Here is a 24,333-nt window from a genome sequence, read left to right as displayed (position 1 = left end):
ACGTCAACAATAAACGGATAACCAATTTGAACGAATCTCTATAGATTGAACGTCTAAATGGTTATCGAACATGCCCCAATAAATCGAGTATCTGCGGTAGCTCAAGTCGATGGGTGTAAGATAATAGAAGAATGACTCGGGAAAAATAGCGAACATATCAAATCACTATAGTTAATAATGTCCATAATGATTCGATAAATGTGATCTTAATGGAGGTGGAATCTCTAGATTCAGTAGCTTAGTAAGCCTTGATACCATATTGGCGCAATAATGGCGGAAGTACGCTGTCTAGGTTGGGGATATCTTCTGGCGTGATTTCGATTAGACCAAAACCATGCTCTTCATAGATTTTTCTCGTCGCTTCACGTTTATCTTCGGCGATGGGCGCAGAATCGGTTCCCCAGAACTGGATGTATACTTTGCCACTTGGTAGATAAAAATCGCTGATCACTTCTTTTGATATCGGAAGCGGACGCTCGTACGCATGAACCACTCCTGCCATATAAAGCCAGTTATCGATGATCAGCTCTCCCTTTGATCGAACATAATGCCCATCTAAGCTTCGGTGCTTCGCCTCAAATTTCTGACGAAAACTGGAGAATGACACATCGGTCGAGTGGCTTTCAGCATCATGCCCCAGGAATTCAACAACAGACTGCTTTAAACGTTTATTGCGAACCAGTGAGTCGTGCCATACCACGAATAAGTTTTGAGTCGCTTTGTCTTCCCTTTGTTCACCTCCGGCTTTTAAGCCTGTAGAGGTGACATGCCAACCGTCTTCTTCTTTTGTTATCCAACCAAGCTCGTTGAGCAGTAAGTTGATTTTCTTTGCGCTGAGTTGAAAGGCGCTACCAAGCTGGGTAGCGGTGAGTGTTTTTCCTGAGAATGAGTCCAAATCGATAAGCAGTTTCTCTGGCCAGACAATAAAGACACCAAACTTCTTGTGTTCGACATATTCCCCACCAAAGCTTTCTCCCCGCTCAGTGAGAATCCAACGCTCTTGTGAACGCACAATATAGCCCGCTGTTTTTAGATCGCTAAATAAAGCTTTAGCTTCTATGCCTTTTTGTTTAGCGAGTGCGGATGTGGAAATTTTGTCTGACATAGTCTTTTCTCAAATAGCGGAGTCATCAGTTGATGGGTGTTGGAGATATATATGATGCGATAGCGTTGGTAAATACCATATCACATCTATCAATGCTAACTGCAGTTCAGTGGTCTATGTTTTTAGTAGAGCGTTAGGTCTCGTTTTGTATTTTTAGCAAAATGTAGCTCAATCTGTAATTAAATTACACTTATAGCGATTATGCTCATCTGGGCGCATATTTTATATACGTGACACGATGTTCTTTTATACGGTTTATATAGATCTTAGATGCTATATTTTATTAAGTGTGATTTTGATCACTATTTATTTTTAAGTATTACAAAATAAAATGTGATCTTAATCGTGTGTTAATGATATCTATTCTCATTAATTTGGCTTTGTAATTTAAATTCATGGTGTTTTTGTGATCTAAGGTGTGCTTGTTAACCCGAAAGTGTTTTTCGTGTGTGATGGCTATCACGAAAGTTGGGCTAAGGTGCATTTTGGAAATGTTGTGATACATTTTAATCGACTTTTGAGTACACACTTTCGGTCATTTGACCAACCAATACATTACGGGGTTCTACCTATGTTATCACCAGAAGCAAAGATTAAGGTTCAAAACTTTGGTCGTTTCTTATCCAATATGGTAATGCCAAACATCGGCGCATTTATTGCGTGGGGTTTCATTACTGCACTATTCATCCCAACGGGTTGGTGGCCTAACGAAACGTTAGCATCAATGGTTGGTCCTATGATTACATACCTACTGCCACTATTGATTGGTTACACCGGTGGTAAAATGGTTGGTGGTGACCGCGGTGCGGTAGTGGGCGCTATCACAACAATGGGTGTTATCGTTGGTACTGATATCCCAATGTTCATGGGTGCAATGATTGTAGGTCCACTAGGTGGTATCGCAATTAAGAAATTCGATGAAGCTGTTCACGGTAAAGTGAAGAGTGGTTTCGAAATGCTAGTGAACAACTTCTCTGCGGGTATCATCGGCATGATCTGTGCGATCATCGCGTTCATCGTGATTGGTCCTGCGGTTAAGATTCTGTCTGGCGGACTTGCGGCTGGTGTAAACGCAATGGTAGAAGCAGGCGCACTACCTCTAGCATCTATCTTTGTTGAACCTGCGAAAATCCTATTCCTAAATAACGCAATCAACCACGGTATCTTCTCTCCACTAGGTATCCAGCAATCTGAAGAGATGGGTCGTTCTATCTTCTTCCTAATCGAAGCAAACCCAGGTCCTGGTTTTGGTCTTCTACTTGCTTACATGGTGTTTGGTAAAGGTAGCGCGAAGCAATCTGCTGCTGGTGCATCTATCATCCACTTCCTAGGTGGTATCCACGAAATTTACTTCCCTTACGTTCTAATGAACCCACGTCTAATTCTTGCGGTAATCGCAGGTGGTATGGCTGGCGTATTCACTAACGTAATGTTCGATTCTGGCCTTATCTCTCCAGCATCACCAGGTTCTATCTTCGCAGTCTTACTGATGACGCCAAAAGGCTCTTACATCGGCGTGATTCTATCGGTTATCGCAGCAACGGCAGTATCGTTTGTTGTAGCGTCAATCCTTCTTAAAACATCAGCGCAAGATGATGAGGAAGATTCACTAGAGAAAGCTTCTGCACAAATGAAAGACATGAAAGCGTCTTCTAAAGGTGCAGCATCAGAAGCAAACGTAAACCTAGCGGATGTAAAAGCAGTTTATGTAGCGTGTGATGCGGGTATGGGTTCAAGTGCAATGGGTGCAGGTCTACTACGTAAGAAAGTAGCAACAGCAGGCCTAGACATTGAAGTGACCAACTACGCCATCAACAACCTACCAGCTGATTCGCAAATCGTTATTACGCATAAAGACCTAACAGACCGTGCTCGTAGTACTGTGCCTGGTGCGATGCATATGTCTCTAAGCAACTTCCTAGACGGCGGCGTGTACGACCAACTAGTTGCTGAGCTTGTCGATGCTCAAAGTGGTGAAGCGAAAGTAGAAGCCCCAACTCCTGCAGCAGCGCCAGCTCAAGAAGGCAACAAGCTTGCACTTACTAATGACAGCATCTTCCTTGGCCTTAAAGCGACTCAGAAAGAAGACGCAATCAAGTTTGCTGGCGACCAATTAGTAAAACTTGGCAACGTATCTCCAGAGTACGTAGATGGCATGTTTGCTCGTGAAGAGCTGGTGTCTACTTACCTAGGTGAGTCTATCGCAGTTCCACACGGCACAATCGAAGCGAAACAGTACGTACAAAAAACCGGCATCGTTTTCTGTCAGTACCCTGAAGGTATTCAGTGGGGCGAAGATGAAGACGACATTGCGAAAATGGTTATCGGTATTGCCGCACAAGGCGATGAGCACAACATGGTGCTGATGGCTATTACCAATTCACTCGATGATGAAGAAGCTGTGGAATGCCTACAGAACACAACAAACCCTGCTGATGTTCTACGTATTCTCAACGGAAACTAAAAAGCTCTAGTCAAGCTCCTGAGTGAAGGAGGCCGGTATCCCCCTACTGGCCTCATTTTCGGTCTTAATCTTTCTAACAAGATTCAGTCTGAATAGCTTACTGCTTAATGCCTATAGCACATCGTCAAGGCATGTTGTTGAGCAGTTAGCTATCTAGATTCAAATATTTATAAGGTCAAAATTATGAAAGCGTTACATTTTGGTGCAGGTAATATCGGTCGTGGTTTCATTGGTAAGCTTCTTTCTGACGCTGGTATGAAGGTTACGTTTGCTGACGTAAATGAAACGGTTGTAAATGCGTTAATTGAACGCCAAGAATACCCAGTTAAGATTGTTGGCGAAGAGTGTGTTGTTGAAGTTGTTAAGAACGTGACAGCAGTAAACTCAGCGACAAGCGCAGTAGTAGATTGCATTGCTGAGTCTGATCTTGTGACGACGGCAGTGGGCCCTACGGTTCTTAAGATCATCTCTAAGTCTATCGCTCAAGGCATTGAAAAGCGTGCAGCAGCAAACAACACTGCACCAATGAACATCATCGCGGCAGAGAACATGGTTCGCGGTACTAGCCAATTAAAAGCAGCGGTTCTAGAGCACCTTTCTGATGAAATGAAAGCCTTCACTGAAGAGCACATTGGCTTTGTTGATTCTGCGGTTGACCGTATTGTTCCACCGGCAGAAGCGGGTGAAACAGACCCTCTAGCGGTAACGGTTGAAACGTTCAGCGAGTGGATCGTAGACCAAACACAATTCAAAGGTGAGATTCCAAACATCCCAGGTATGGAATGCACTGACAACCTAATGGCTTTCGTTGAGCGTAAACTGTTCACGCTAAACACAGGTCATTTGGTAACGGCATACCTTGGTGTGCTTGCAGGTCATGAGACTATTAAAGACTCTATCGAAGATGATGTAATCCGCGCTGAAGTAACAGCAACGATGGAAGAGAGTGGTGCGGTTCTGATTAAGCGTTACGGCTTTGATCCAGAAGCTCACGCTGCCTACATCCAAAAGATTCTAGGTCGTTTTGCTAACCCGTTCCTACGTGATGAAGTAGACCGCGTTGGTCGTCAGCCAATCCGTAAACTGAGCCCGCAAGACCGCCTAGTTAAGCCTCTAAACGGTACATTAGAGTACGGCCTACCGAATGCTCACCTAGTAAAAGCAATCGCTGCTGCGTTCCATTACAAGAACGAGGACGACCCTCAAGCGGTTGAACTTCAAGCAATGTTCGCAGAAAAAGGCTTTGCTGAGACATTAGCGCATTATTCTGAGCTGAATAGTGACTCAGAAGTTGTTAAACTAGCGGAAGAAGCTTATCTAGCATTGAAATGATAAACCATCAAAGTGCCACACCAGTGGCACTTTCTTATTGTCGAGCCGTTATGCCAATACAAACAAGCCATGAAACTGAATTACTCGAAGCCCTTTCGGAAGCTGAGAGTGCTGGCGCCTGCCTAATGGCTGCTTATGATGCATTGGACGACACGGTAGATGCCGTATTAAAAAACATCTTTAAGAAAGACGACACTGCAATTAAGTTCGTTGTCGAGCCACTTCTCAACAGTGGTGGGCCGTTAGGCGAGATCATGATTCGTGCTAAGTTGCTACTCGGGCTTGGCGTGATCAGTAAAGAACTCTACGACGATCTCGAGGTTTTCGTTACCTTGAAAGAGTGGGCGAAAATACAGGGTGAAGACACCAGCTTCACAGAAGTTGATGTGATATTTGAGCTCAACAAGGTGCACGCAATTCAGCGTATTATGCCTATCGAATATGATGCGGAGATGGTGGAAACCATGTCTGGCCCAATGCTTGAAATGTTCTTGGGGCGACATAATCAAAAGGTGAAGTCGACGATCGTATTGGCTATCACTGACATTATTACTACCCTCTGCCGAGATAACGCGCTGAGCTCTTAGCTCTAGTTTGTAGCCCTGCTTATCTTGTTTCACATCCTACATATCTTGTAGCTGTTCGTTCGTTTCAATACAAAGTTTAAAATGATGGCGGTTTCTCTCGTTGGAGAAATCGCTTTGTTGTTTTTATGCCTCTAAAAAATATCCGAAATCTCTTCCCATTAAATACAAAAGCAGCAGGCACAAAAAAAGCCACACTCAGTGGCTTTTTCTATTCAAGACTATCGGGATTATAGGTCTTGGATGTTTTCAGCTTCTAGCTCTTGGAAGTAGCGTAGAGTTTTAACTTTAAGCTCTTGTTGAGCTGGCTCATCAGCAACGATGATAGCTTTACGGTGCATCTGTAGAGCTGTAACAGTCCACATGTGGTTTACAGAACCTTCGATAGCCATTTGAAGCGCTTGCGCTTTGTTGTGGCCTAGAGAAAGGATCATTACTTCTTCAGCGTCTAGAAGAGTAGCAACACCGATAGTTAGTGCGTATTTAGGAACTTGGTTGATGTCGCCATCGAAGAAACGAGAGTTCGCGATACGAGTGTCTTCAGTCAACGTTTTGATACGAGTGCGTGAAGATAGAGAAGAACCTGGTTCGTTGAATGCGATGTGACCGTCGATGCCTACGCCGCCCATGAATAGGTTGATTTTGCCGTAAGAACGGATTTTCTCTTCGTATGCTGCACAGTGAGCATCGATGTCTTCAGCTTGACCGTCTAGCAGGTTGATGTTTTCTGCTTGAATATCAACGTGGTTGAAGAAGTTCTCGTGCATGAATGTGCGGTAAGACTCTGGGTGGTTCGGGTCGATACCAACGTACTCATCCATGTTGAATGTTACAACGTGCTTGAAGCTAACTTCGCCAGCTTTGTAAAGTTCAATTAGCTCAGCGTAAGTAGTTAGAGGTGTGCTACCAGTAGGAAGACCTAGTACAAATGGACGCTCAGCAGTTGGAGCGAACTTGTTGATAGAATCTGCGATGTGACGAGCAGCCCATTTACCTACTTTAGCTTTGTTGCTTAATGGAATAAGTCTCATTGATTTTGCCCCTAGAAATTAAATTTTATAGTGTTCTGAAACATTAATTCGCATTATAAAATAAGTAATCGAGTTCCGCTATTGTTTTAGGTCAAGTTTTTGCTTTTTTCGTCGTATCTGTGACTAGAACTCTCAAAATTGCACAATAATTGTATGGATATTTGGTGGCGTTAAACAAGATTAATACGCTTGTCATAAGCAGGAATGTTGATTTGATTCAGTGCCTGAAAGGGTCTGTGCATTTCTGCAGATTGATAAGCTTTGACGCATTGAAGAGCTTCAGCGCGCTCATCGGCTTTGAGAGTATAGTTGAGGCATGAAAAATAATGATGGCAATGTGCCACTATCGTGATAAAAGGAAGTTGCTAAGCGAGGTGAGAAGAATTTAGCTGGGTTATATACCCGTCTGAATGGCTGAGAATAGATGTTAATTCACGCTATCGCTATGAATTATCTATAAATATTGGTAAAACCGAACAGGTTAGCTAAACTTACCTATTACGAAGAAAAAGCGAGCTTAAAGTGTAAACCTTGAAGGTAAAAAAAAGCCCAAAGTGATGAGGTATCACCTTGAGCGATTTTACTAATCTTCTAACACTAACTCACTTTCGTATTCTTCCCTAGGCACTTCGCCGCGTTTGCAGCCGTTTAGGGTATGAAAGCGACGGCGTCCACGAGCCAGTTGAATGTACTTCAACCAAACACGCTCTAACTTGGACTTTGCCTTATGAGGGTGAGACAACACTTTGATGAAGTGCTTTTCTTCTGCATTGGTTGGTGTTAATTCACCAGTCTCAAGTGCAAGCATAGTGTCACCAAACAAGGTTAGGATTTCCTCTTCTGACAGAGTAAAATCACCCGACTTAGCGAACCCTCGTGGGAATTTAATGGTGTCATAAAAACGTTTTTTTCCGTGACGGAATTCGGTCTCAGACATATCAGCCTCAGTAATGTGGTTAGATAGAAATTAGTGTTTATTGCTCACGCGAAAATATTGTTAAAAGGCTAAAATAGGAAACAAAACGTTTTTGCCTTTACGATAAACAATCCTAGATCGGCTAGTTAGCAGATTTATTACAGAGATGTATTTGATGGATGTGAAAGTATTTAGAACCTTTCTTGAGGTTGCAAGGGTGCGCCATTTTGGGCGTGCAGCTGAAAACTTGTATTTAACGCAAGCGGCGGTGAGTGCGCGAATCAAACAGCTTGAAGGCTATTTTGATACTCAACTCTTCATTCGTGACCGCAATAATATCAAGCTCACATCTTCTGGTGAGCGTTTGATTGGTTATGCTGAAGTGATGGTTTCTACCTTACAACAAGCCAAATTTGAGCTGTCGTTAGAGAGTGGAAAAGCCTTACAGCTAACACTCGGCGGCACACCTAATATTTGGGATGCGTATTTGCAAAACTGTTTGAGCGTGGTGACCGATTCTTTTGGTGGTTACGGCTTCATGGCAGAGGTGATGGGGCGTGAGCAACTGAACCGTAATTTGCTAGAACGAACCTTAGACATGGCTTTCGCTTTCGATCAGATCAAAGCAGAAGAGCTGAACTGTAAAAAAGTCGCTGATCTGGTTTTGGTGTTGGTATCAACTCAGCAAGATGACTTGGAATCTGTGTTCCAACATAAATACGTTTATGTTGATTGGGGCACGCGCTTTGGTTCTGAACACGCAGAGCGCCACCCTAAAGTACCCGCGCCATACCTACGTACTTCAACCGCTCGTATTGCCCTCGATTTCATTTTAGAGAAAGGTGGCAGTGCGTATTTGCCTGTCTCTCTAGTCGAACCTTTTATCGATTCGGGTCAGTTACACAAGGTGAAAGGGGTTGAAGACTGGTATCGCCCAATTTATCTAAGCTACCGCAAGAGCAGCACCTCGGTGGATGCGATCATGCAGGTTGAGAAATTGGTTAATGAGATTGACCCATCGACCGCTTACACGCTGCAACAAGCCGCTGAACAGACGCCAGAGTAATAGCACGTGCAGCCAGCAATATGCTTTGTTGACGAGATAAAAAAATGGCTCCTAACTAGTTAGGAGCCATTTTTGTTTTAAACCAGAGATGTACTTCTTTTCGGAACTAGAGATCGTTTCTCATTCCAATAAAATCGTTTAAGCCTGGTATACCTAGCCCTATTCAAAGGCTCTATAGTGTTAACACACTTATAGGTTCATTAGATTCTCAATAGACTCTTCGAGAGAGTGTGACATGTACGAATGGATTGTGTGGCCATCCGTTGCGTCAATTTCAATCTTAGAGATCCCGTTATCTGCTTTGCCTTCAAGAAAGCTTAGAGACTGTTCGACTGATTGACTGGTGAGAACCTGTTGGTTTGATAAAACAATACGACACGTGTGAAGAACCATAGCCTTTTCCTTTTTATATTCGATAGGTCTCTGCATCTTTGGCGTGCTAAGTACCTATCGTTGACGTTGTGAGAAGAATGCCTTCTCTAGGTTAAATTTAGTCGAATTGAATAAAATTAAAACCCTTTTTTGTGATTTATATAACCTTCGCTTCCGAAAGTGGCTAGCGACTCTGGTCGTTCACGGTAAACTTTTAGTTATCGGAGCCAAAATCATGGCAAATGGGAAGAACACATCATGTCGAAAAATATCCATCACAACAGTACCTTAACGAGTGAACAGTGCCATTTAGCTCGATATGCGCGAGATGCTCGCTTTGATGGGATGTTTTTTACGGCGGTGAAAACGACCGGGATTTTCTGTCGTCCTATTTGCCCTGCGAGCCCGCCTAAAGAAGAAAACGTTGAGTATTTTTCTCATCAAGCTCAGGCACTAAAGGCTGGCTATCGTCCTTGTTTGCGTTGTCGACCAGACAGCGCGCCTTTCTCTCCAGCATGGAAGGGCGTTGAAACCACTTTCTTGCGCGCCTTGCAGCTGATTGACAATGGCGCATTGAATACGGGCTCAATTGTCGACCTTGCGACCCGCTTAGGCATTTCCGACCGTTACTTGCGAACCTTATTCGACAATTACATCGGGGTGTCACCTAAGCAATATAGCCTGTATAGCCAATTGATGTTTGCTAAGCAGTTGCTGCACACCAGTAGCATGAGCATTACCGATGTCGGCTTTGCGAGCGGCTTTAATAGCACGCGCCGCTTTAATGATGCCTTTCTCAAAGAGCTCAAGCTTTCGCCAAGTCAAATCCGACGCTCTAAGCCAAGCAACAACTTGAGTAATCACATTCAGCTTGGCTTTCATGGCCCGCTAGATTGGAAACACCTGTTGGCTTTCTACCGACGAAGAATGATTGAAGGCATAGAAGAGGTCGGTGAGGACTATTACCAGCGCACGGTGAATGTGAACGGCTCGAAGGGCTGGTTCAAGGCCACTTTAGTCAAAGATAACCGCTTGGATATTGAGTTTGAGTTGGACGATATCAATCAACTAAGAAGCTTGATTGCGAACATCCGACGAATGTTTGACTTAGATGTCGACATAGCAAAGGTCGAAGCCTTCTTTACAACAATCGACCCTAATTTGGTAGCCAAAAGTGGCATTCGTATCCCTGGGGTGTGGAGTGCTTGGGAAGCCGGAGTTAGGGCGATCCTCGGTCAGCAAGTGTCGGTCACTGCGGCGATTGGTCAGCTTAACCTGTTGGTAAGAGAGCTTTCTGGTGCAGATGAGAAAACTTACTTCCCGACACCAAAGCAGATCGCTGAGGCAGATGTGAGCTTTTTAAGAATGCCGGGAAGTCGCAAGGAAACCCTAAAGCGTTTTGCCGAGTACATGGTAGACAACGAAGCCGAGCATCCTTCTAAGTGGATTGAGCTAAAAGGCATTGGCCCTTGGACTATTCAATATGCGCTGCTTCGAGGGTTAAGCGAACCTAATCATTTGCTAGTCGGTGATTTGGTGGTCAAGAAATTCATCGAGCATCGCCCTGCTATTAATATACAAAGCGTGTCGCCGTGGGGCAGCTACGCCACATTCCATTGTTGGAATCAATCTTAATCGGAATACTAAGCTAGGAGATACCATGGCTAATCGTTTTACTTATTATGAGAGCCCATTAGGCATCATTACTTTGCAAGCTAATGAGCAAGGTTTGCTTGGCGCTTGGTTTGAAATCCATACCACGAAGCCAGATCAGTTGGGCGTTCAAGACGATAACTTTCCGATTTTTGAACTGGTCACTGAACAACTTAATCGTTATTTTGCTGGTGAGGCCATTGAGTTTGATGTGCCGATCGCCGCCAAGGGAACGCCGTTTCAACAATCGGTTTGGTACGCTCTCACTACCATCCCTTATGGAGAAACATGGAGCTACGCTCAATTGGCTGAAGCGATCGGTAACCCGGAAGCGGTGCGTGCGGTGGGCTTAGCTAATGGTAAAAATCCAGTGTCAGTGATTGTGCCGTGTCACCGCGTCATTGGTAAAAACGGCAAACTGACAGGGTATGCGGGCGGTGTCGAGCGCAAACAGCGCTTGTTGGTTATTGAGGGAAGAGCTGAAGATTAAACTGTTATTCAATGGGAATGATTGGTGAAGTGGGTATCAATGGCTAGTGAATGCTAGGAGTTCTGTCAGCGTGACTTTGCAATAAAATCGTCACTTTGTGGAAAATAACCGCTTGGTTGCATATCCTTTAACCATGTTCTCTAGGCAAGGATGCCCAAATGAATAGCCATCACTCTTTGATAATCGGCTGCAGTAGCGTGCTATTGCTGACGGGTTGTTTAACTGATACCAGTCGACCCTTCGAAGTCCCACAGCTTGTCTTGTTCAAGGGCATGTATGAGAACGCGGATAATGACAGTTATTTGCTTTTTGAATCGGGACAAGTGACCTATCAAACCACGGATAACACAGTTACACGCAGTTATAGCGTCGACGATGACTTGATCATCATTGAGCTGAACTCAGGAAGCAGCAGAACGGATTCAGATTTGGTGATGCGAATTCAGCATCAAGGAGAAGTGCTTACTTGCAATACGTGTCCAGCGATGCAATTGAGCAATGTGTGGACACGAGTTGAGAAGCCGAGCAAAGGTTCATCGAATTAGAAAAGAGCACCATTCAACCACAGGTGAGCGGCGATACTGACCGCGTAGCCAATCATGATCACTGGCATCCACTTCAAGTGACCGAAGAAGGTGTATTTACCATGCGCCGCGCCCATTAATGCCACGCCAGCCGCACTACCTATCGACAATAAGCTACCGCCGACACCTGCCGTTAAGGTAATCAATAACCAGTTGCCAATCGACATTTGTGGTTCCATGGATAGCACAGCAAACATCACTGGAATGTTATCGACAATTGCAGACAAGATCCCAACCATGATGTTCGCCCAAATTGGATCCCATTGGCTATACATCACGCCAGAGGCCAGCTCTAAATACCCAAGCAAGCTCAAGCCACCGACACACATTACTACTCCGTAGAAAAACAGCAATGTGTCCCACTCGGCATGTGAGACTCTGCGAAACACATCAAATGGCACCACCGAGCCGAGTCGCTTCAGGGCACCTTCATCGTTATTGGCAATCGCCACCGCTTTCTTCTTCGCTAAAGAATTCGGTAGAGTTTTACGCAAGAAATAGCCAAAGAATTGTAGATAGGCGAGGCCCATCATCATGCCCATGACAGGAGGGAAGTGGAGCACAGCATGGAAGGCAACCGCGGTCGCAATCGTCATGATAAAGAAGAACACGATACGTCTTGCGCCACGCTTGAGTTCGACATGTTGATGCACGGTGTCGGGCTGAGTTGTGGGAACGAAATACGACATGATTATGGCTGGTACTAAATAGTTCATCACAGAAGGAATGAACAACGGAAGAAACTCAGTAAAGCTCACGTAGCCTGCTTGCCACACCATGAGCGTTGTGATGTCGCCGAATGGGCTAAACGCACCGCCAGCGTTGGCGGCAATCACGATATTCACACAAGCAAGGTTGACGAATTTAGGGTTGGAGCCCGCGACCTTAAGAACCACGGCACACATCAAAAGAGCCGTGGTGAGGTTATCTGCAATAGGGGAGATAAAGAACGCAAGAATACCGGTTAACCAGAACAGCGAACGGAAGTTAAAGCCTTTACCGACCATCCACGCTTGCAGGGCATCAAACAATCTTCTCTCTTCCATGGCGCTGATGTAGGTCATCGCCACGAGTAGGAAAAGTAGCAGCTCGGCGTATTCCAATAGGTTGTGTTCGAGAGCTTGTTTAGCCACTTCTACAAGGTTGTGTTCTTGGTAGGTGAAACCAATGATGATCCAGATGAGACCTGCTGCGAGTAACACAGGCTTGGACTTTCGGAGCTTAAGATATTCTTCCATCATCACGACGATGTAGGCGATGACGAAAATGGTCAATGATAGGTAGCCAGCAAAGGAGCTGGTGAGCTTGAGAGGTTCTCCTAACTGCGATGTGGCAGCGCTCGCTACTGTAGAAAAGAAAAACAAAGAGAGAACAGCAGAAAGCTGGATACCTAACATGGATTACGCTCCGAAGTTAATAAGTCATTAACACGGGTAAAAGCGTAGACCTAAATAACCATGTGGGGTGTGATAGATATCTTAATAATTCAATAGATTATGGTGGAGAAAGTAGATTAATTGGGAAACCGTAGATCGGGTCGAAAAGCATAGAACGGAGTGAAAACTGTCGATCAGAAGAAAATAGAGGTTAGGTGAAAAAGCCCTACCGAACTCGGTGCCGATAGAGCTTATTCGACATTGCCAATATTATGCAGCATCGAGCTCAAACGTCATTGTTTGCTCTGCAGCACATACTTCAACAGGCCAGCCGTAGGATTGGTATTCCAACGCAAGTTTGTCCGCTACTACGCGAGATACCGTTGCAGTGATCCACATGCCTTTGCCCATTACTTGATATTTAAGTGTTCTCATTTCCATAGTAGTCACCGTTCTCCTTCTATATTGGCAGCGCGAAGTCTATAGCACCTCTAATAGCTGGAATTTCGAATCAAGCTCAAATCCTTTATAAAATGGCTCATCGCTTTAGCTCGGCTCAAAACTCAATTAACGAGAGGCAAACGGTTGCATTTTGGAAGCGAAATCACGATTTAAGTATTTGTATTATAATAAAAATATATTTAATTGCTGAAATCTATGTAAGAGATCTCTCACATAATTATCAGAGATCGGACTATGGGAAGGTTTTTCTCTTGAAGCCTGATTTGTGTGTCGATTCTGTGTGTTTTCGGTTGCGCTGTTGAAGCGGATTATGATTAGTTTTGTATTTGAAATATGAGGATTTTGTCAGTATGTATTTCTATATCTAAACCATAATCACAGTTTTATATGTTGCTGATGTTCTTTCATTCAAACTTATACGCTATTTGATTTTGGTCATTAACCTTTTGCTCATTAGTTTGCACTATCTATACGTGTTCTGTTCCACATAAACGAGATGTATAGAGGTCCTTATGACTAATCCAACCAAAACCGATCGTAAAGTCACGATCGGCAGTTACATCGCACTCGCCTTTGCGATTGTGTTCTTCTCCGGCTTAATGCAGTCGAATGAATGGTATGGCGTGTTCGATTTTACAACGCTCAACGGTTCATTCGGTAAGGTCGCTTACGATGTAAGTGAAACGGCCGATGGCATCCAAGCGGCGACCACCTCTCTGCGTGGTAAAGGCGGTAGTGGTGCTCGCGACGGTTTCATTTTTGCTTTGACACTTATTCCGACCGTGATGTTTGCACTGGGTATGATCAACGTACTTGAGCACTATGGTGCGCTGGATGCGGCTCGCAAACTGCTTACTCCTCTACTTCGTCCTCTAATGGGTATTCCGGGTAACTCTGGCTTGGCATTGATTGCTTCTCTGCAAAGTACCGATGCGGGTGCAGCGATGACGCGTCAGCTAAAAGACGAAGGGCATCTAACTAAGCGTGAAACCGATGTCTTTACCATGTTCCAGTTCACGGCGGGTGCCGCGATCGTTAACTTCTTCTCGTCGGGTGCCGTGTTGTTCACTCTAACTGCGATGGATGGCTCTTTGGCGGTAACCTCGTCAATCGGTCTTGCTGTGGCTGTGATGTTCATCTTCAAATTTGTCGGTGCAAACCTATTCCGCATCTATCTCAACATTACTGAAGGCAAAGAAGACAAACCAAAATCAGACAAAGAACAAAAACTGGAAGAGGAAGTAGCATAATGAGCGAAGTTAAAGCAAAGAAACCTATGGTTACTGATATTTTCGTTGAAGGTGCTAAGAAAGGTTGGGTTATTGCGACCACCTCGACAGTGCCAAATGTTCTGATGGCGTTTGTTATTATCAAGGCATTGCAGATTACGGGTGCATTGGATCTGATGGGCAGCGTGTTTGCTCCAATCATGGCGGTATTTGGTTTACCAGGTGAAGCGGCAGCGGTATTGATTGGCGCGTGGATGTCGATGGGGGGTGCAGTAGGTGTGGTTATCACGTTGTTTGACCAAGGCATCCTGAACGGCAACCACATTGCTATTTTGGCACCAGCTATCTACTTGATGGGCTCTCAGGTGCAATACATGGGCCGTATCATGGGACCAATCGGAACTGAAGGTCGTTACATCCCAGTGATGATCGCGATTTCGGTATTGAACGCATTTGGCGCGATGTTCTTGATGAACATCATTCTGTAGTCTGACTTCTGAATCTTTATAAGCTTTAGAAAAAGGAAAACCCGTTTGGCTTTCACCAAACGGGTTCTGTTCTTTTTCGTAGCCATCCTGCTACTGACGTTGTTACTTATTTTTCAATAAGGTAACGTATGCTCCCTGCATCGTTCCTTGACTTGGCTAAATCCTTTAACCTATCCAATTCATCGCCGGCCTAGCGGTGTCCTTACTAACTCATCATCCTGACAAGTGACTCTATCCTAGAGCATAACTTCCTTGCTGATAACTCATCCTAAGTCATCAAATCTTCGTCCTGAAGATACCTAATCCGTTAGGCTTTTTCCTGTTCCTGCCAACTCCCTGTCGACATGTGTATTAAACCCTCTCAGGGCTTTGGTCGCAATTCACCTTGATAAATAAATATCCTCGCTAACCTAAAGAAATATGCGTGGATTCATACAAAACAAGGGGTTGGGTTTGTATTTTAGGAATTTTCTGCGAAGCTTGATTGTGATCTCTTACGTTCGGTGTGAGAGATCTCTTACAAACTTTCGGGCTCGACTATCATTTTGCGTTGACCGCATCAATGAATTGATGGGTAATGGATGATGAATAAACACCAAGTAATAGGGAAATAGAATGGTTACAGCACTTTACGCAGCCTTGCTTACGGTAGTAATGATCTGGTTAGCGATCGAAGTTATTAAGCAAAGACGAATCAATCTTGTTGCTCATGCCGATGGCGGTGTTGAGTCGTTACAGATAGCACGTTCGGCACAAAGTAACGCGATGGATTACATCCCAATCACGGTGATTTTGATGGGGTTGCTAGAGGTGAATGGGGCTGGTGTACGGCTTATTCATGTCATTGGTGTGGCGTTTATTCTGGGGCGAGTGATTCACGCGAAAGGGATCTTAGCGAAGAATTTCAAAGGCAGAAAAGTGGGTATGGTGTTAACGCTTATCTGCATGATCTCTTTGATTGTCCTAAACTTAGCTTACCTACCTTTTGATAAAATGTTCTAGGGAGCATTATGGCATTGCGCCTTCCTCCTGCTTGGGCGATTGTCCTTGCAGGGCTAATACTCAACATCATGGCGATTGTCATGTCGAGCTTGGTGTTGGACAAAATTGAAGCGGAGAAATCGGAATACAACGATCGTAAATACGGCAATGTGTATTCTATACAACTGTCCTGGAATACGATCGAAACCTTAGAGCGTAAGCGTGAAGCGATCCTGATTCACCTTGATAAGCTATCCCCAGAAATCGCTCAACCTGCCACTGTTCTTGATGAAGCGCTTCGCGGACAACTTCGGAGTTGGGTGAGTGACGAGGTGCCGGCCATCTCGTTGGTTAACTTACCTAAGCTTATGATGCTGATAAACAGTGCCCAAGAATCGCAACGAACCCGAATTGATGACTACTATTTGGATAATCTGACCTTGGTTGAGTTAATCCAAAGGCTTGATGAGAAAATGGCTTTCTATAAGAACATCGCCCTGTTTCTTCAGGTGTTTGGTTTAGCGCTTATCTTAGCTCGCGACCTAGCAAGAAGACCTTAGATTATCTAGCACTGTCGCTGCCTGCCTCACTAAGCCTGTATAGTTAACGAGACTCACTTGGCAGGTTGGGGTGCTGCTGGCCTTGGTATTTTGGTAGCTGTTCTTTCAGCCCCTTAAACGTGCTCAGCGCACTGCCTATCGATAACTTATTCATCAACCAATTGGGCAAGATGCCACCTGCGTTCGCATATGCGGTGTAGGTGATGTAAGTATTGCCATTAGTGAGCGGTTGCAGCGTCCAACGTGCGTCCACATCGTAAATTCGAATATACCCCGACTCTTTCGCCAAATAGTTAGATGCATCTTTAATCGACAAGACAAACTGCCCATCCTCAATGCTGTATTTTGAGTAGGTCACCATATCGCGATCTCTAGCAGGCCAAGGCGCTTTGAATTGGGTATAGACGATGTTTTCTGCCTCAGATATCTGCATCAAGACACGGCTTTGCGACACATTGTCTATCCAGTTTGGCACGTTCTCGCTGTCTTCCAGCAACAGTAAAAAACCGGAGTAAGTGGTGGGCGTTTGCATTTGTGCTCGTATCTCTACTAAGCCTTCACTGTGAGGTCTCTTATCAATGATGATGCCGTCTTCACTTTTGACGAACTGCCATGGAGATGCATAAGTCAGTGTTGATAAGGCGCAGAGCCCAAGTGCAAAAATCCTAGGTAATATCATTATTCTTCCATAAAAAGAAAAGCTTATCTTCTAGGAGTATAGAATAGAAATGGGTTTGATTCGTGCTAAAGGCTGGCGGTTTTTCCTGATTTGAGCAACGCATCGCCATTTATTGTGGTGATACCAATAGCTGGAGGCTTATTAAGATTTGGAACGTCGAAATGAAAACGGAAGCGTTCGGTCGCTTCCGTTTTTATTAATGGGCAATGGATAAAGGTTAAAGTTACTAGGCTAAAACTTGTAGGTTAAAGCTTATAGACTAAAGCTTATAGGCTTCTACGGTTTTGATCGTCGTCCAGTTGCTGTTGGCGTCTTGGATGAACTCTTGCGTATCTTCCAACCATCGTTTTTGTACTGATTTGTCTAAGTTCAGATACAGCTTTCCATCTTCGACTTTCCATGCGTTAGGGTCGGTCTCAAATTTCTTACCCATAGCCACACCAAAGGCACAATAGCCACCGTATTGAGGCGCATAAGCTTCAGGATTGGTGCGGAACTGATCTCGGTTGTCACTGTTTGCGAACTGATAAATAGCGTTCTTATAAGTAGCAGTGAATTCTGATGAACCTTGAACGGCACCAGCATCAGTAAAGTAAGCCACTGGGTCATAGCCTTTGATCGCGATGTCATTGCTATCAACGCTCATGTCGATGTCTGCTGCCATCAGTGAAAAGCTGGTTCCTAGTAACGCGGCCAATAGAGTGATTTTTTGACTGGTCGATTTCATGTGTGACATATCAAGTTCCTTGTCAGTGTTGGTTATCTTGTTTGAAGTAATTTAGCCCACTCGCCCGGTCTATAGAGGGACAAAAGAACTTAAAAGTAAGCGAATCGTTCGGAGGATGCATGGATCTGCTTTCACAATTAATGGAACACTTCTCGATACGTACCGGTGTTTTCTATTCTGGCAATTTGTGCGGAGTGTCGTCATTTAAGCCGCAACAGGGTAAAGAAGGGCATCTTCATGTATTGAGCGCGGGTGAGTTGACCTTGTCTAGCGCGCACACGGAGTACAGGCAACTGGCACAGCCCTGCATTGTTTACCTGCCGAATAGCACACCACATGTGATAGAAGGTGTGGGAGACGGTGCTGAGGTCGTGTGTGCGAATGTCGAATATCGCTCAGGGCAGATGAATCCTTTATTGTCTGCTCTGCCTGACGTGATAGTGATTCCGTTTGCGGATGCACCTAACTTAATGCCAGTGATAGAGGTGTTATTTCGAGAGTCGAGTCAAGATTCATCGGGGCAACAATATCTAATGGACAAGTTGAGTGACGCCTTGATGGCTTTGATTTTCCGCCATCTCATTGAACTACAGCAGATCGATCAAGGCGTATTTTCTGCACTTGCTCATCCGCGGCTTGCTCCGGTCGTTACTGCGATTCACCTAATGCCTGCTCGCCACTTTTCGATAGAGCAAATGGCTTCATTGGCAGCGATGTCTCGAACTCAGTTTATAGAAGCGTTCAAGCGTGAAGTGGGTGAAACCCCTGGTGACTATGTACAAAAGTGGCGGGTATCTGTGGCTCAATCCCTCTTATTGCAAAATAAGCCCATCAACTGGGTCGCTGATGAAGTGGGTTACAGCAGCTATTCGGGGTTTGCACGCGCTTTTCAGCATGTTGCTGGGGTGTCACCGCGCCTTTGGCTAAAGCAAAATGTATCGTGAAACGCTCGGCAACCTTACCCAAGATATGGCTATTCGCATCGGGCTGGTCCATGTTTTAGCGGAAATTGTGCAGAGTTTGTTCTTTTCTCAAAAGAGGGTCTAAAAAGGTGGACTTTTTAAGCTTGTCGTAACATCCTGCTCGTCCTATTTTATCTAGACACCAATGAGACGAAGTGCCTGCTGGACATTATTCAGCCTCCCGTATCTCATTAAAGTATTAAGGAGTTCAACTTGAACCTATTTGTAAGAGACCTTACCGTTATCGATTCTTCATACATCTGTGAACACAGAGGGGTCGTAGGAGATAGTTGGATTTTAGATGTCACCATGTCTGGTGAACTTAATGAAATGAGCATGGTGCTGGATTTTAGCAAGGTCAAAAAGCAGATCAAACACCTCGTTGATGAGCACGTTGATCACCGTTTGCTACTGCCGATGCAAAGCGCTGCAGTTGTTCTTCAAGCGAGCAAAGCGGGCTACTCTAAGGTTGATGTGTTGCGTGGTGACAAGAGCCTCCACCTACATTGCCCTGACGAAGCATACTGTCTGATTGATGCAGAGGCGATCACCATCGAGAGTGTGACCGCTCATGTTTATCATATTCTGCGTGATAACCTTCCAAGTAACGTCACTGGGTTAGAGATCACCCTACGTCATGAGAACATTAATGGCGCGTTTTACCACTACACCCATGGTTTAAAAAAGCATGATGGCAACTGCCAACGCATCGCACATGGCCACCGTTCTCCAGTCGAAATCTTGGTTGATGGTCAGCGTGACGAACAACGCGAACAGGCGTTTGCTCAGCGCTGGGAAGACATTTATTTAGGTTCTAAAGAAGACCAAGTTTCAGTTTCATCACTTAATCTGAGTGAACACGCGCAAAGCGTTAATGATGAAAGCCACTATGGCTTCCGCTACACAGCGCCACAAGGCGAATTTGAGCTAGCGATTGCTAAGAGTGAGACGGAAATTTTACCGACAGATACCACGGTGGAATTACTTGCGGGCTATATTGCGGATCAAGTTGAACCGAGCCTAGCTGAGAACCAATCACTACAAATCGTCGCTTATGAAGGTGTGGGTAAGGGCGCAATGGCGTTCCGATAACACTTCAACGAGTGACATAGTATCGTTACTGACATGATGAAATAAAGGCAAGATAATCCGTTATCTTGCCTTTATTTTTGTGGCCCTTTAAAATTGATTTAGCGGATAGTTTTAGGCATAAAGACTAGCGAAGTAGCACGCGTCGCAGTGGCGTTTTTTCGATCCCAACGACCAACAAGAAACTCAACAATACGGTGCCAAAAAATACCGTAACGTCTTTTGCCAATTCCGTAATGCCTAAGACTCCACAGACATTGAACAGCACAATAATGATCAGTAAATGGCTTACGTAGATACCCAGCATACGATTCGAAATGGCACGAACCCAAGCGTAGTTACCCATGTTTGGATTAGCTAAAAGCCACATAAACACACCAATCCCCCACAGAGCCGTACCAAACAAGAAATCATTCATGTTGAATCCGACGTCGAACGTGGTGAGCCATGCCGCCTCAGCAAAGTGAATCAACATGCCTAACGCTAATAACCCCAACGCTTTAGTTGATGACACCTTCCATTGATTCTGACGAATAAGGAAACCTAAGGTCACCATTAACGTGCCAAAGAACGGGCCATTACGTGTGAAGAAGGGTGCTTCTAATCCGGTCAGCGTTGCGTAGCTTCCTGCCAAAACACCATAGCCATAGAGCGCTATGGCTATCGGTAATAGAAGTTTGTTGAGCTTCAACTCAACCAATAAAGCGATGACCAACACTGCGCAAACAAGGGCTGGAATAAACCACAAGTGAACCAGCCCACCCTCTAAGAAAGAGTTGAGCGGGGTGTTCATTAAAAAGCCCCAGTAGCCTTGGCGTTCGCCTAAGTAACCCAATTCTTCAACCTTAGCGAGATTAAATGGCATGACTAGGCAGATGACGCTCCATACCAACCAAACTTTGAGTAGTGGTTTGGAGTAGTTGATGAAGGTTGTCCAAGGCGACGCTGTGAGCTTGGGTTGGATCAGATAGCCGGAAATCAGAAAGAACAGAGGCACGGCGAAGCGAGCGACTTGGTTAAGCACATAACCAATCCATGGCACTTCATCGATTTGCCAATAAGTAAGTGCCATTTGGCCGTGTAAGCCAATGATCGCCAAGATAGCAATCACTCGACCCAACTCGATACTGGCGATGCGCTGTGAAGGCGTATGTTGAACGGAAGACATATCAGATCTCTAAGAAAAATTTCGTAAAATCTAACAGTCTTTATGTGGAATCAGTTAGTCCTAAATCAAAGCTGGAGGCCTTTGATTTAAGGCTTATATTGATTTTTTGAAGCCTGTCGCAGCTATATTAAATCCATTGCAGTTAATGCAAATATGCCAAGTGTGCAAGTGATAAGCGAAACGACAGTGGTTAGCGCGATAATATTGGCGGCCAATGTGGAGTTCCCACCCATCGCACGCGCCATAACATAGCTTGCAGCTGCGGTTGGCGCTGCGCTCATCAAGAAAATAAGACCAAGATCTAACCCTCTAAAACCGAAGAACAGGGCAGCTAGAGTGATCAGTAGCGGAGCCAAAACCAGTTTGTATCCCGTAGAGAACCAAGTTGGGCCTTTATCTTTTTTCAGAGAGCGTATATCAAGCGACCCTCCAGTACATAGCAGGGCTAATGGTAACGTCATATTGGCAAAATACTGCCCTGCATCTGTCACCATTTTCGGTACTGGAATCGATAGTAAGTAGAACAAAACACCCATAGCGATCGATATAATAAGAGGGTTTTTGGTGAGCGTTTTAACAATCACTTGAATGGCTTTGTCACCCGACTCTTGACCTTTCGGGGTGAGCGCGATAACTGCCTGAATGTTATAGAGAACCGTCAGCGAGGCGACATAAAGTGCAGCGAGCGCGACACCGTCGTTGCCGTATATATTGGCAACATAAGCAAGCCCGATAATAGCAGTGTTGGCACGAAAGCCACCTTGTACTATGACGCCTTGGTCTTGAGGCTTTTTAAAGGCTATTTTGGTTCTTACTGTGGTGAATACGAAGAAGGCTAGGTTGGCGACTAAGCCAAAAATGACAAGCTTTCCACTTGCGGCAAAGTCGTGGTTAGACTGAACAATGCTCAAAAACAGCATTGCTGGTAGGGTGACTTGAAATACGACCTTAGATGCGACATCAATGAAATTATCATTGATCAAGCCGATTCGCTTGAGCATCACACCAAGAAACAGCATTAAACAGATAGGGCCTGTTACTGACGCCGAAAACGCAAACTGTTCCCAAAGTGTGTTCATTCTTTTTCCTTTGTTAGTCGATTTCAATTTCCTTTGAATACTGTCGCATTTTTCCACAATTCTTTGATAATACAAAATGAATACCAAGGGTTAAGTAAAAAACTTGAAAAAAAGTACGAACGTGCTAAAAATAAAGCATCAGATTTATTATTGGTGAATAATGAGCAAAGGAAAGATAACCAAAGAGTATATTTTGAGCCATGCATTTTCACTTGCGAGTGAGAATGGTCTTGAAAGTTTGACGATTGGCGAATTAGCCAAGCAGTGTGGTATGTCTAAGAGTGGATTGTTTGCGCACTTCAACTCTAAAGAGAACCTGCAACTCTCTGTACTCGAATATTCCAACGCCATATTCATTGAAAGAGTCATCATTCCGGCGAGAGAGTTGGGCGACGGTGATATTGAAGCCAAGCTGAAACAACTGCTCGATAACTGGCTGGGCTGGAACCACTCGTTCCAAGGCAGCTGCATGTTTATTGATGCTTGGAAAGATGCAGGCAGCGAAACCTCTGTGATTCAGAAGGCACTGCAGAAAACCATTTCAGTGTGGATTGATTACTTGACGATTCAGGTAGCAAAAGCGGTTGAGAGCAAACAATTCAGAGCCGATTTAGACCCGAAACAGGCAACCTTCGAGTTGTACGGTCTCTACTTAAGTGCGAACTTGTTCTACTCATTACGAGGTCAACAAGCCAGCCACACTCATTTTTGGAGTGGTGTCGAGCGCTTGGTAGCCAGTTGGAAAGCGGTTTAATACATACAGCAGGTTAACTCGCAAATCATGTGAGTCTTGCTGAAGTAAGGCTTACAACAAAATTTTAGAGAAGTGGTGGTAAGCGATAATAAATCGCAGTAGCGCCATTTTTTATATCAACAAATAGCACGGTCGTTCGATTTTTAGGGCCGAGCTCGATCCGCCAATAATGATGGCGATACAAGGAACGGTCATGAGTGACAAAATCTATTTCAATACATCGAACAAATTCAGCTTCAAGCGTAGCTTGATTGGTGCTACAACCAATCTGCACTACATTTTAGCGCCGAGTCATGCAAAGAAAACGGCACGTAAACTGCTGCTCACTCCGATGCGTACCGAGCAAAAGAATGCCGATCCAAAAGGTTTGATTAAAAGTGAAATCAAAGGTCGTGACGGTGTATTGAAGACATACTCTCTGGGTACGGGACCCGTTTGGGTGCTGACCCATGGTTGGTCTGGCACCGCGAGTCAATTCTTTCCTTTAATGGAACACATCGCCGCGAAAGGTTTTACGGCCTTGGCTTACGATCATCCTGCCCATGGTGGCAGTGATGGTGTACATGGGCATATCCCAGCGTTTGTGAACGGTTTAGAAGCGATTCTAGATTCGGTTGGCGAAGTGGCAGGTTTAGTCGGTCACAGCATGGGTACTGCTTCAGCGTTGGAATGTAAGCACGTTAAATTAGAAAACAAACCTTTGTTGCTTATTGCACCTGTGTTGGATTATCTAGAAAACCTATTTGGCAGCGTTGCGCGTTCTGGTTACTCAATGAAGCTGTTTGAGGCGGTAGTAGGTGAAGTGGAAGAGCAGTTTAATTACCCAATTCAGTCTGTCGATCCTTATGGAAAGCTGGCGCTTCGTGAGTCTCAGACGATCATTGTTCATGATGAGCAAGACAAGTTTACTAAGTTTGATGTGTCTCAGCGTGCAGCTAATGAAATGGGTCGAGTTACCTTGATTGCGACTCAAGGCCAAGGTCACGGGCGAGTGATGAAGTGCCCACAAGTATTCGAGAGCTTTGATAACTTAATTGGCTAAGTCCAACGATCGCAAGTCAGTAGGACGCCAATAAAAAGATCGTAAGCCCAAAGCTCAGAAAACATAAATAAAAAGGCCAACCAGACATTATCTGGTTGGCCTTGCTTTTAGGTGTTTAGTCGACGCTTAGTTAGCGTTTA

At 44.7% G+C, this 24,333-nt stretch carries 25 protein-coding genes; 15 read left to right on the top strand and 10 right to left on the bottom strand.

The annotated features are described in order from the left end of the window. Nucleotides 1-238: 238 nt before the first annotated feature. Nucleotides 239-1,105, bottom strand: a complete 867-nt coding sequence (locus OQJ75_RS08175; protein WP_048610279.1) for a hypothetical protein — start codon at nt 1,103-1,105, stop codon at nt 239-241. Nucleotides 1,106-1,676: 571 nt separating this feature from the next. Between OQJ75_RS08175 and OQJ75_RS08170 the strand changes: the two genes are divergently transcribed. The 3 genes from OQJ75_RS08170 to OQJ75_RS08160 all read left to right on the top strand — a co-directional run bounded on the left by OQJ75_RS08170 (nt 1,677) and on the right by OQJ75_RS08160 (nt 5,488). After that, complete coding sequence (locus OQJ75_RS08170) at nt 1,677-3,569, top strand: PTS mannitol transporter subunit IICBA (RefSeq protein WP_265972503.1); 1,893 nt, start codon at nt 1,677-1,679, stop codon at nt 3,567-3,569. 183 nt (nt 3,570-3,752) lie between these two features. Beyond that, a complete protein-coding gene (locus tag OQJ75_RS08165) occupies nt 3,753-4,901 on the top strand; it encodes a mannitol-1-phosphate 5-dehydrogenase (protein WP_009846102.1) in 1,149 nt (382 codons plus the stop codon). A gap of 50 nt (nt 4,902-4,951) precedes the next feature. After that, nucleotides 4,952-5,488 (top strand): MltR family transcriptional regulator, encoded by a 537-nt coding sequence (locus OQJ75_RS08160; protein WP_017065079.1) that lies wholly within the window; start codon nt 4,952-4,954, stop codon nt 5,486-5,488. Between the two features lie 227 nt (nt 5,489-5,715). Here OQJ75_RS08160 and nagB read toward each other — a convergent pair whose 3' ends face one another. Then, entirely contained in the window at nt 5,716-6,516 is an 801-nt protein-coding gene (gene nagB, locus OQJ75_RS08155; protein WP_017630335.1) for a glucosamine-6-phosphate deaminase, read from the bottom strand. A 583-nt stretch (nt 6,517-7,099) separates the two neighbouring features. Next, nucleotides 7,100-7,453 carry a DUF413 domain-containing protein gene (locus OQJ75_RS08150; RefSeq protein WP_010432477.1) on the bottom strand — a complete coding sequence of 118 codons (354 nt, stop codon included), beginning with the start codon at nt 7,451-7,453 and terminating at the stop codon, nt 7,100-7,102. 154 nt (nt 7,454-7,607) lie between these two features. Between OQJ75_RS08150 and OQJ75_RS08145 the strand changes: the two genes are divergently transcribed. Continuing rightward, nucleotides 7,608-8,498, top strand: coding sequence for a LysR family transcriptional regulator (locus OQJ75_RS08145; protein ID WP_017630336.1), 891 nt, complete (start codon nt 7,608-7,610; stop codon nt 8,496-8,498). Nucleotides 8,499-8,687: 189 nt separating this feature from the next. On the opposite strand, the gene OQJ75_RS08140 is transcribed toward OQJ75_RS08145, so the two are convergent. After that, nucleotides 8,688-8,891 (bottom strand): hypothetical protein, encoded by a 204-nt coding sequence (locus OQJ75_RS08140; protein WP_017630337.1) that lies wholly within the window; start codon nt 8,889-8,891, stop codon nt 8,688-8,690. A 237-nt stretch (nt 8,892-9,128) separates the two neighbouring features. On the opposite strand from OQJ75_RS08140, the gene OQJ75_RS08135 reads away from it, so the two are divergent. The 3 genes from OQJ75_RS08135 (at nt 9,129) to OQJ75_RS08125 (ending at nt 11,558) form a co-directional block, all read left to right on the top strand. Next, entirely contained in the window at nt 9,129-10,505 is a 1,377-nt protein-coding gene (locus OQJ75_RS08135) for an AlkA N-terminal domain-containing protein (RefSeq protein ID WP_265972506.1), read from the top strand. A gap of 25 nt (nt 10,506-10,530) precedes the next feature. Next, nucleotides 10,531-11,013, top strand: a complete 483-nt coding sequence (locus tag OQJ75_RS08130; RefSeq protein WP_265972507.1) for a methylated-DNA--[protein]-cysteine S-methyltransferase — start codon at nt 10,531-10,533, stop codon at nt 11,011-11,013. A gap of 158 nt (nt 11,014-11,171) precedes the next feature. Then, on the top strand, nt 11,172-11,558 hold the full coding sequence (locus tag OQJ75_RS08125) for a hypothetical protein (protein ID WP_239848105.1): 387 nt from the start codon (nt 11,172-11,174) through the stop codon (nt 11,556-11,558). Here the strand turns inward: OQJ75_RS08125 and nhaD are convergent. Both nhaD and OQJ75_RS08115 read right to left on the bottom strand, forming a co-directional pair. Beyond that, nucleotides 11,555-12,994 carry a sodium:proton antiporter NhaD gene (nhaD, locus tag OQJ75_RS08120; protein ID WP_265972509.1) on the bottom strand — a complete coding sequence of 480 codons (1,440 nt, stop codon included), beginning with the start codon at nt 12,992-12,994 and terminating at the stop codon, nt 11,555-11,557. The two genes, OQJ75_RS08125 and nhaD, sit on opposite strands and share 4 nt — an antisense overlap. A gap of 249 nt (nt 12,995-13,243) precedes the next feature. Continuing rightward, complete coding sequence (locus OQJ75_RS08115; RefSeq protein WP_176679001.1) at nt 13,244-13,414, bottom strand: hypothetical protein; 171 nt, start codon at nt 13,412-13,414, stop codon at nt 13,244-13,246. Nucleotides 13,415-13,947: 533 nt separating this feature from the next. Here OQJ75_RS08115 and OQJ75_RS08110 point away from each other — a divergent pair. The 4 genes from OQJ75_RS08110 (at nt 13,948) to OQJ75_RS08095 (ending at nt 16,693) form a co-directional block, all read left to right on the top strand. After that, the gene (locus tag OQJ75_RS08110) at nt 13,948-14,685 is read left to right on the top strand and encodes a nucleoside recognition domain-containing protein (protein WP_048610036.1); all 738 of its coding nucleotides are present in this window, start codon (nt 13,948-13,950) and stop codon (nt 14,683-14,685) included. Beyond that, nucleotides 14,685-15,152, top strand: coding sequence for a YjiG family protein (locus tag OQJ75_RS08105; protein WP_004737023.1), 468 nt, complete (start codon nt 14,685-14,687; stop codon nt 15,150-15,152). The genes OQJ75_RS08110 and OQJ75_RS08105 overlap by 1 nt, the downstream gene beginning before the upstream one ends. Before the next feature lie 615 nt (nt 15,153-15,767). Continuing rightward, nucleotides 15,768-16,154: an MAPEG family protein gene (locus OQJ75_RS08100; protein WP_265972547.1), complete on the top strand. Its 387-nt coding sequence runs from the start codon at nt 15,768-15,770 to the stop codon at nt 16,152-16,154. 8 nt (nt 16,155-16,162) lie between these two features. Next, on the top strand, nt 16,163-16,693 hold the full coding sequence (locus OQJ75_RS08095) for a hypothetical protein (RefSeq protein ID WP_017077047.1): 531 nt from the start codon (nt 16,163-16,165) through the stop codon (nt 16,691-16,693). Between the two features lie 43 nt (nt 16,694-16,736). On the opposite strand, the gene OQJ75_RS08090 is transcribed toward OQJ75_RS08095, so the two are convergent. Continuing rightward, on the bottom strand, nt 16,737-17,372 hold the full coding sequence (locus tag OQJ75_RS08090) for an START domain-containing protein (protein WP_265972549.1): 636 nt from the start codon (nt 17,370-17,372) through the stop codon (nt 16,737-16,739). A gap of 259 nt (nt 17,373-17,631) precedes the next feature. Beyond that, nucleotides 17,632-18,108, bottom strand: a complete 477-nt coding sequence (locus tag OQJ75_RS08085) for a YHS domain-containing (seleno)protein (RefSeq protein WP_017077045.1) — start codon at nt 18,106-18,108, stop codon at nt 17,632-17,634. A gap of 110 nt (nt 18,109-18,218) precedes the next feature. Between OQJ75_RS08085 and OQJ75_RS08080 the strand changes: the two genes are divergently transcribed. After that, the gene (locus tag OQJ75_RS08080; protein ID WP_171327571.1) at nt 18,219-19,043 is read left to right on the top strand and encodes an AraC family transcriptional regulator; all 825 of its coding nucleotides are present in this window, start codon (nt 18,219-18,221) and stop codon (nt 19,041-19,043) included. A 231-nt stretch (nt 19,044-19,274) separates the two neighbouring features. After that, nucleotides 19,275-20,153, top strand: coding sequence for a 6-pyruvoyl trahydropterin synthase family protein (locus OQJ75_RS08075; protein WP_171327570.1), 879 nt, complete (start codon nt 19,275-19,277; stop codon nt 20,151-20,153). 124 nt (nt 20,154-20,277) lie between these two features. Here the strand turns inward: OQJ75_RS08075 and OQJ75_RS08070 are convergent, their stop codons facing one another. Together OQJ75_RS08070 and OQJ75_RS08065 are read right to left on the bottom strand one after the other, a co-directional pair. Beyond that, on the bottom strand, nt 20,278-21,318 hold the full coding sequence (locus tag OQJ75_RS08070; RefSeq protein WP_171327569.1) for an acyltransferase: 1,041 nt from the start codon (nt 21,316-21,318) through the stop codon (nt 20,278-20,280). Nucleotides 21,319-21,440: 122 nt separating this feature from the next. Beyond that, a complete protein-coding gene (locus tag OQJ75_RS08065; protein ID WP_265972554.1) occupies nt 21,441-22,397 on the bottom strand; it encodes an AEC family transporter in 957 nt (318 codons plus the stop codon). Between the two features lie 160 nt (nt 22,398-22,557). On the opposite strand from OQJ75_RS08065, the gene OQJ75_RS08060 reads away from it, so the two are divergent. Together OQJ75_RS08060 and OQJ75_RS08055 are read left to right on the top strand one after the other, a co-directional pair. Further along, nucleotides 22,558-23,151, top strand: a complete 594-nt coding sequence (locus OQJ75_RS08060; protein ID WP_265972556.1) for a TetR/AcrR family transcriptional regulator — start codon at nt 22,558-22,560, stop codon at nt 23,149-23,151. 193 nt (nt 23,152-23,344) lie between these two features. After that, nucleotides 23,345-24,193: an alpha/beta hydrolase gene (locus OQJ75_RS08055; RefSeq protein ID WP_265972558.1), complete on the top strand. Its 849-nt coding sequence runs from the start codon at nt 23,345-23,347 to the stop codon at nt 24,191-24,193. Nucleotides 24,194-24,333: the final 140 nt, after the last annotated feature.

The organism is Vibrio sp. 14G-20, from assembly GCF_026241515.1.
Taxonomy (GTDB): domain Bacteria; phylum Pseudomonadota; class Gammaproteobacteria; order Enterobacterales; family Vibrionaceae; genus Vibrio.
This window is presented reverse-complemented; position numbering and strand designations above follow the sequence as displayed.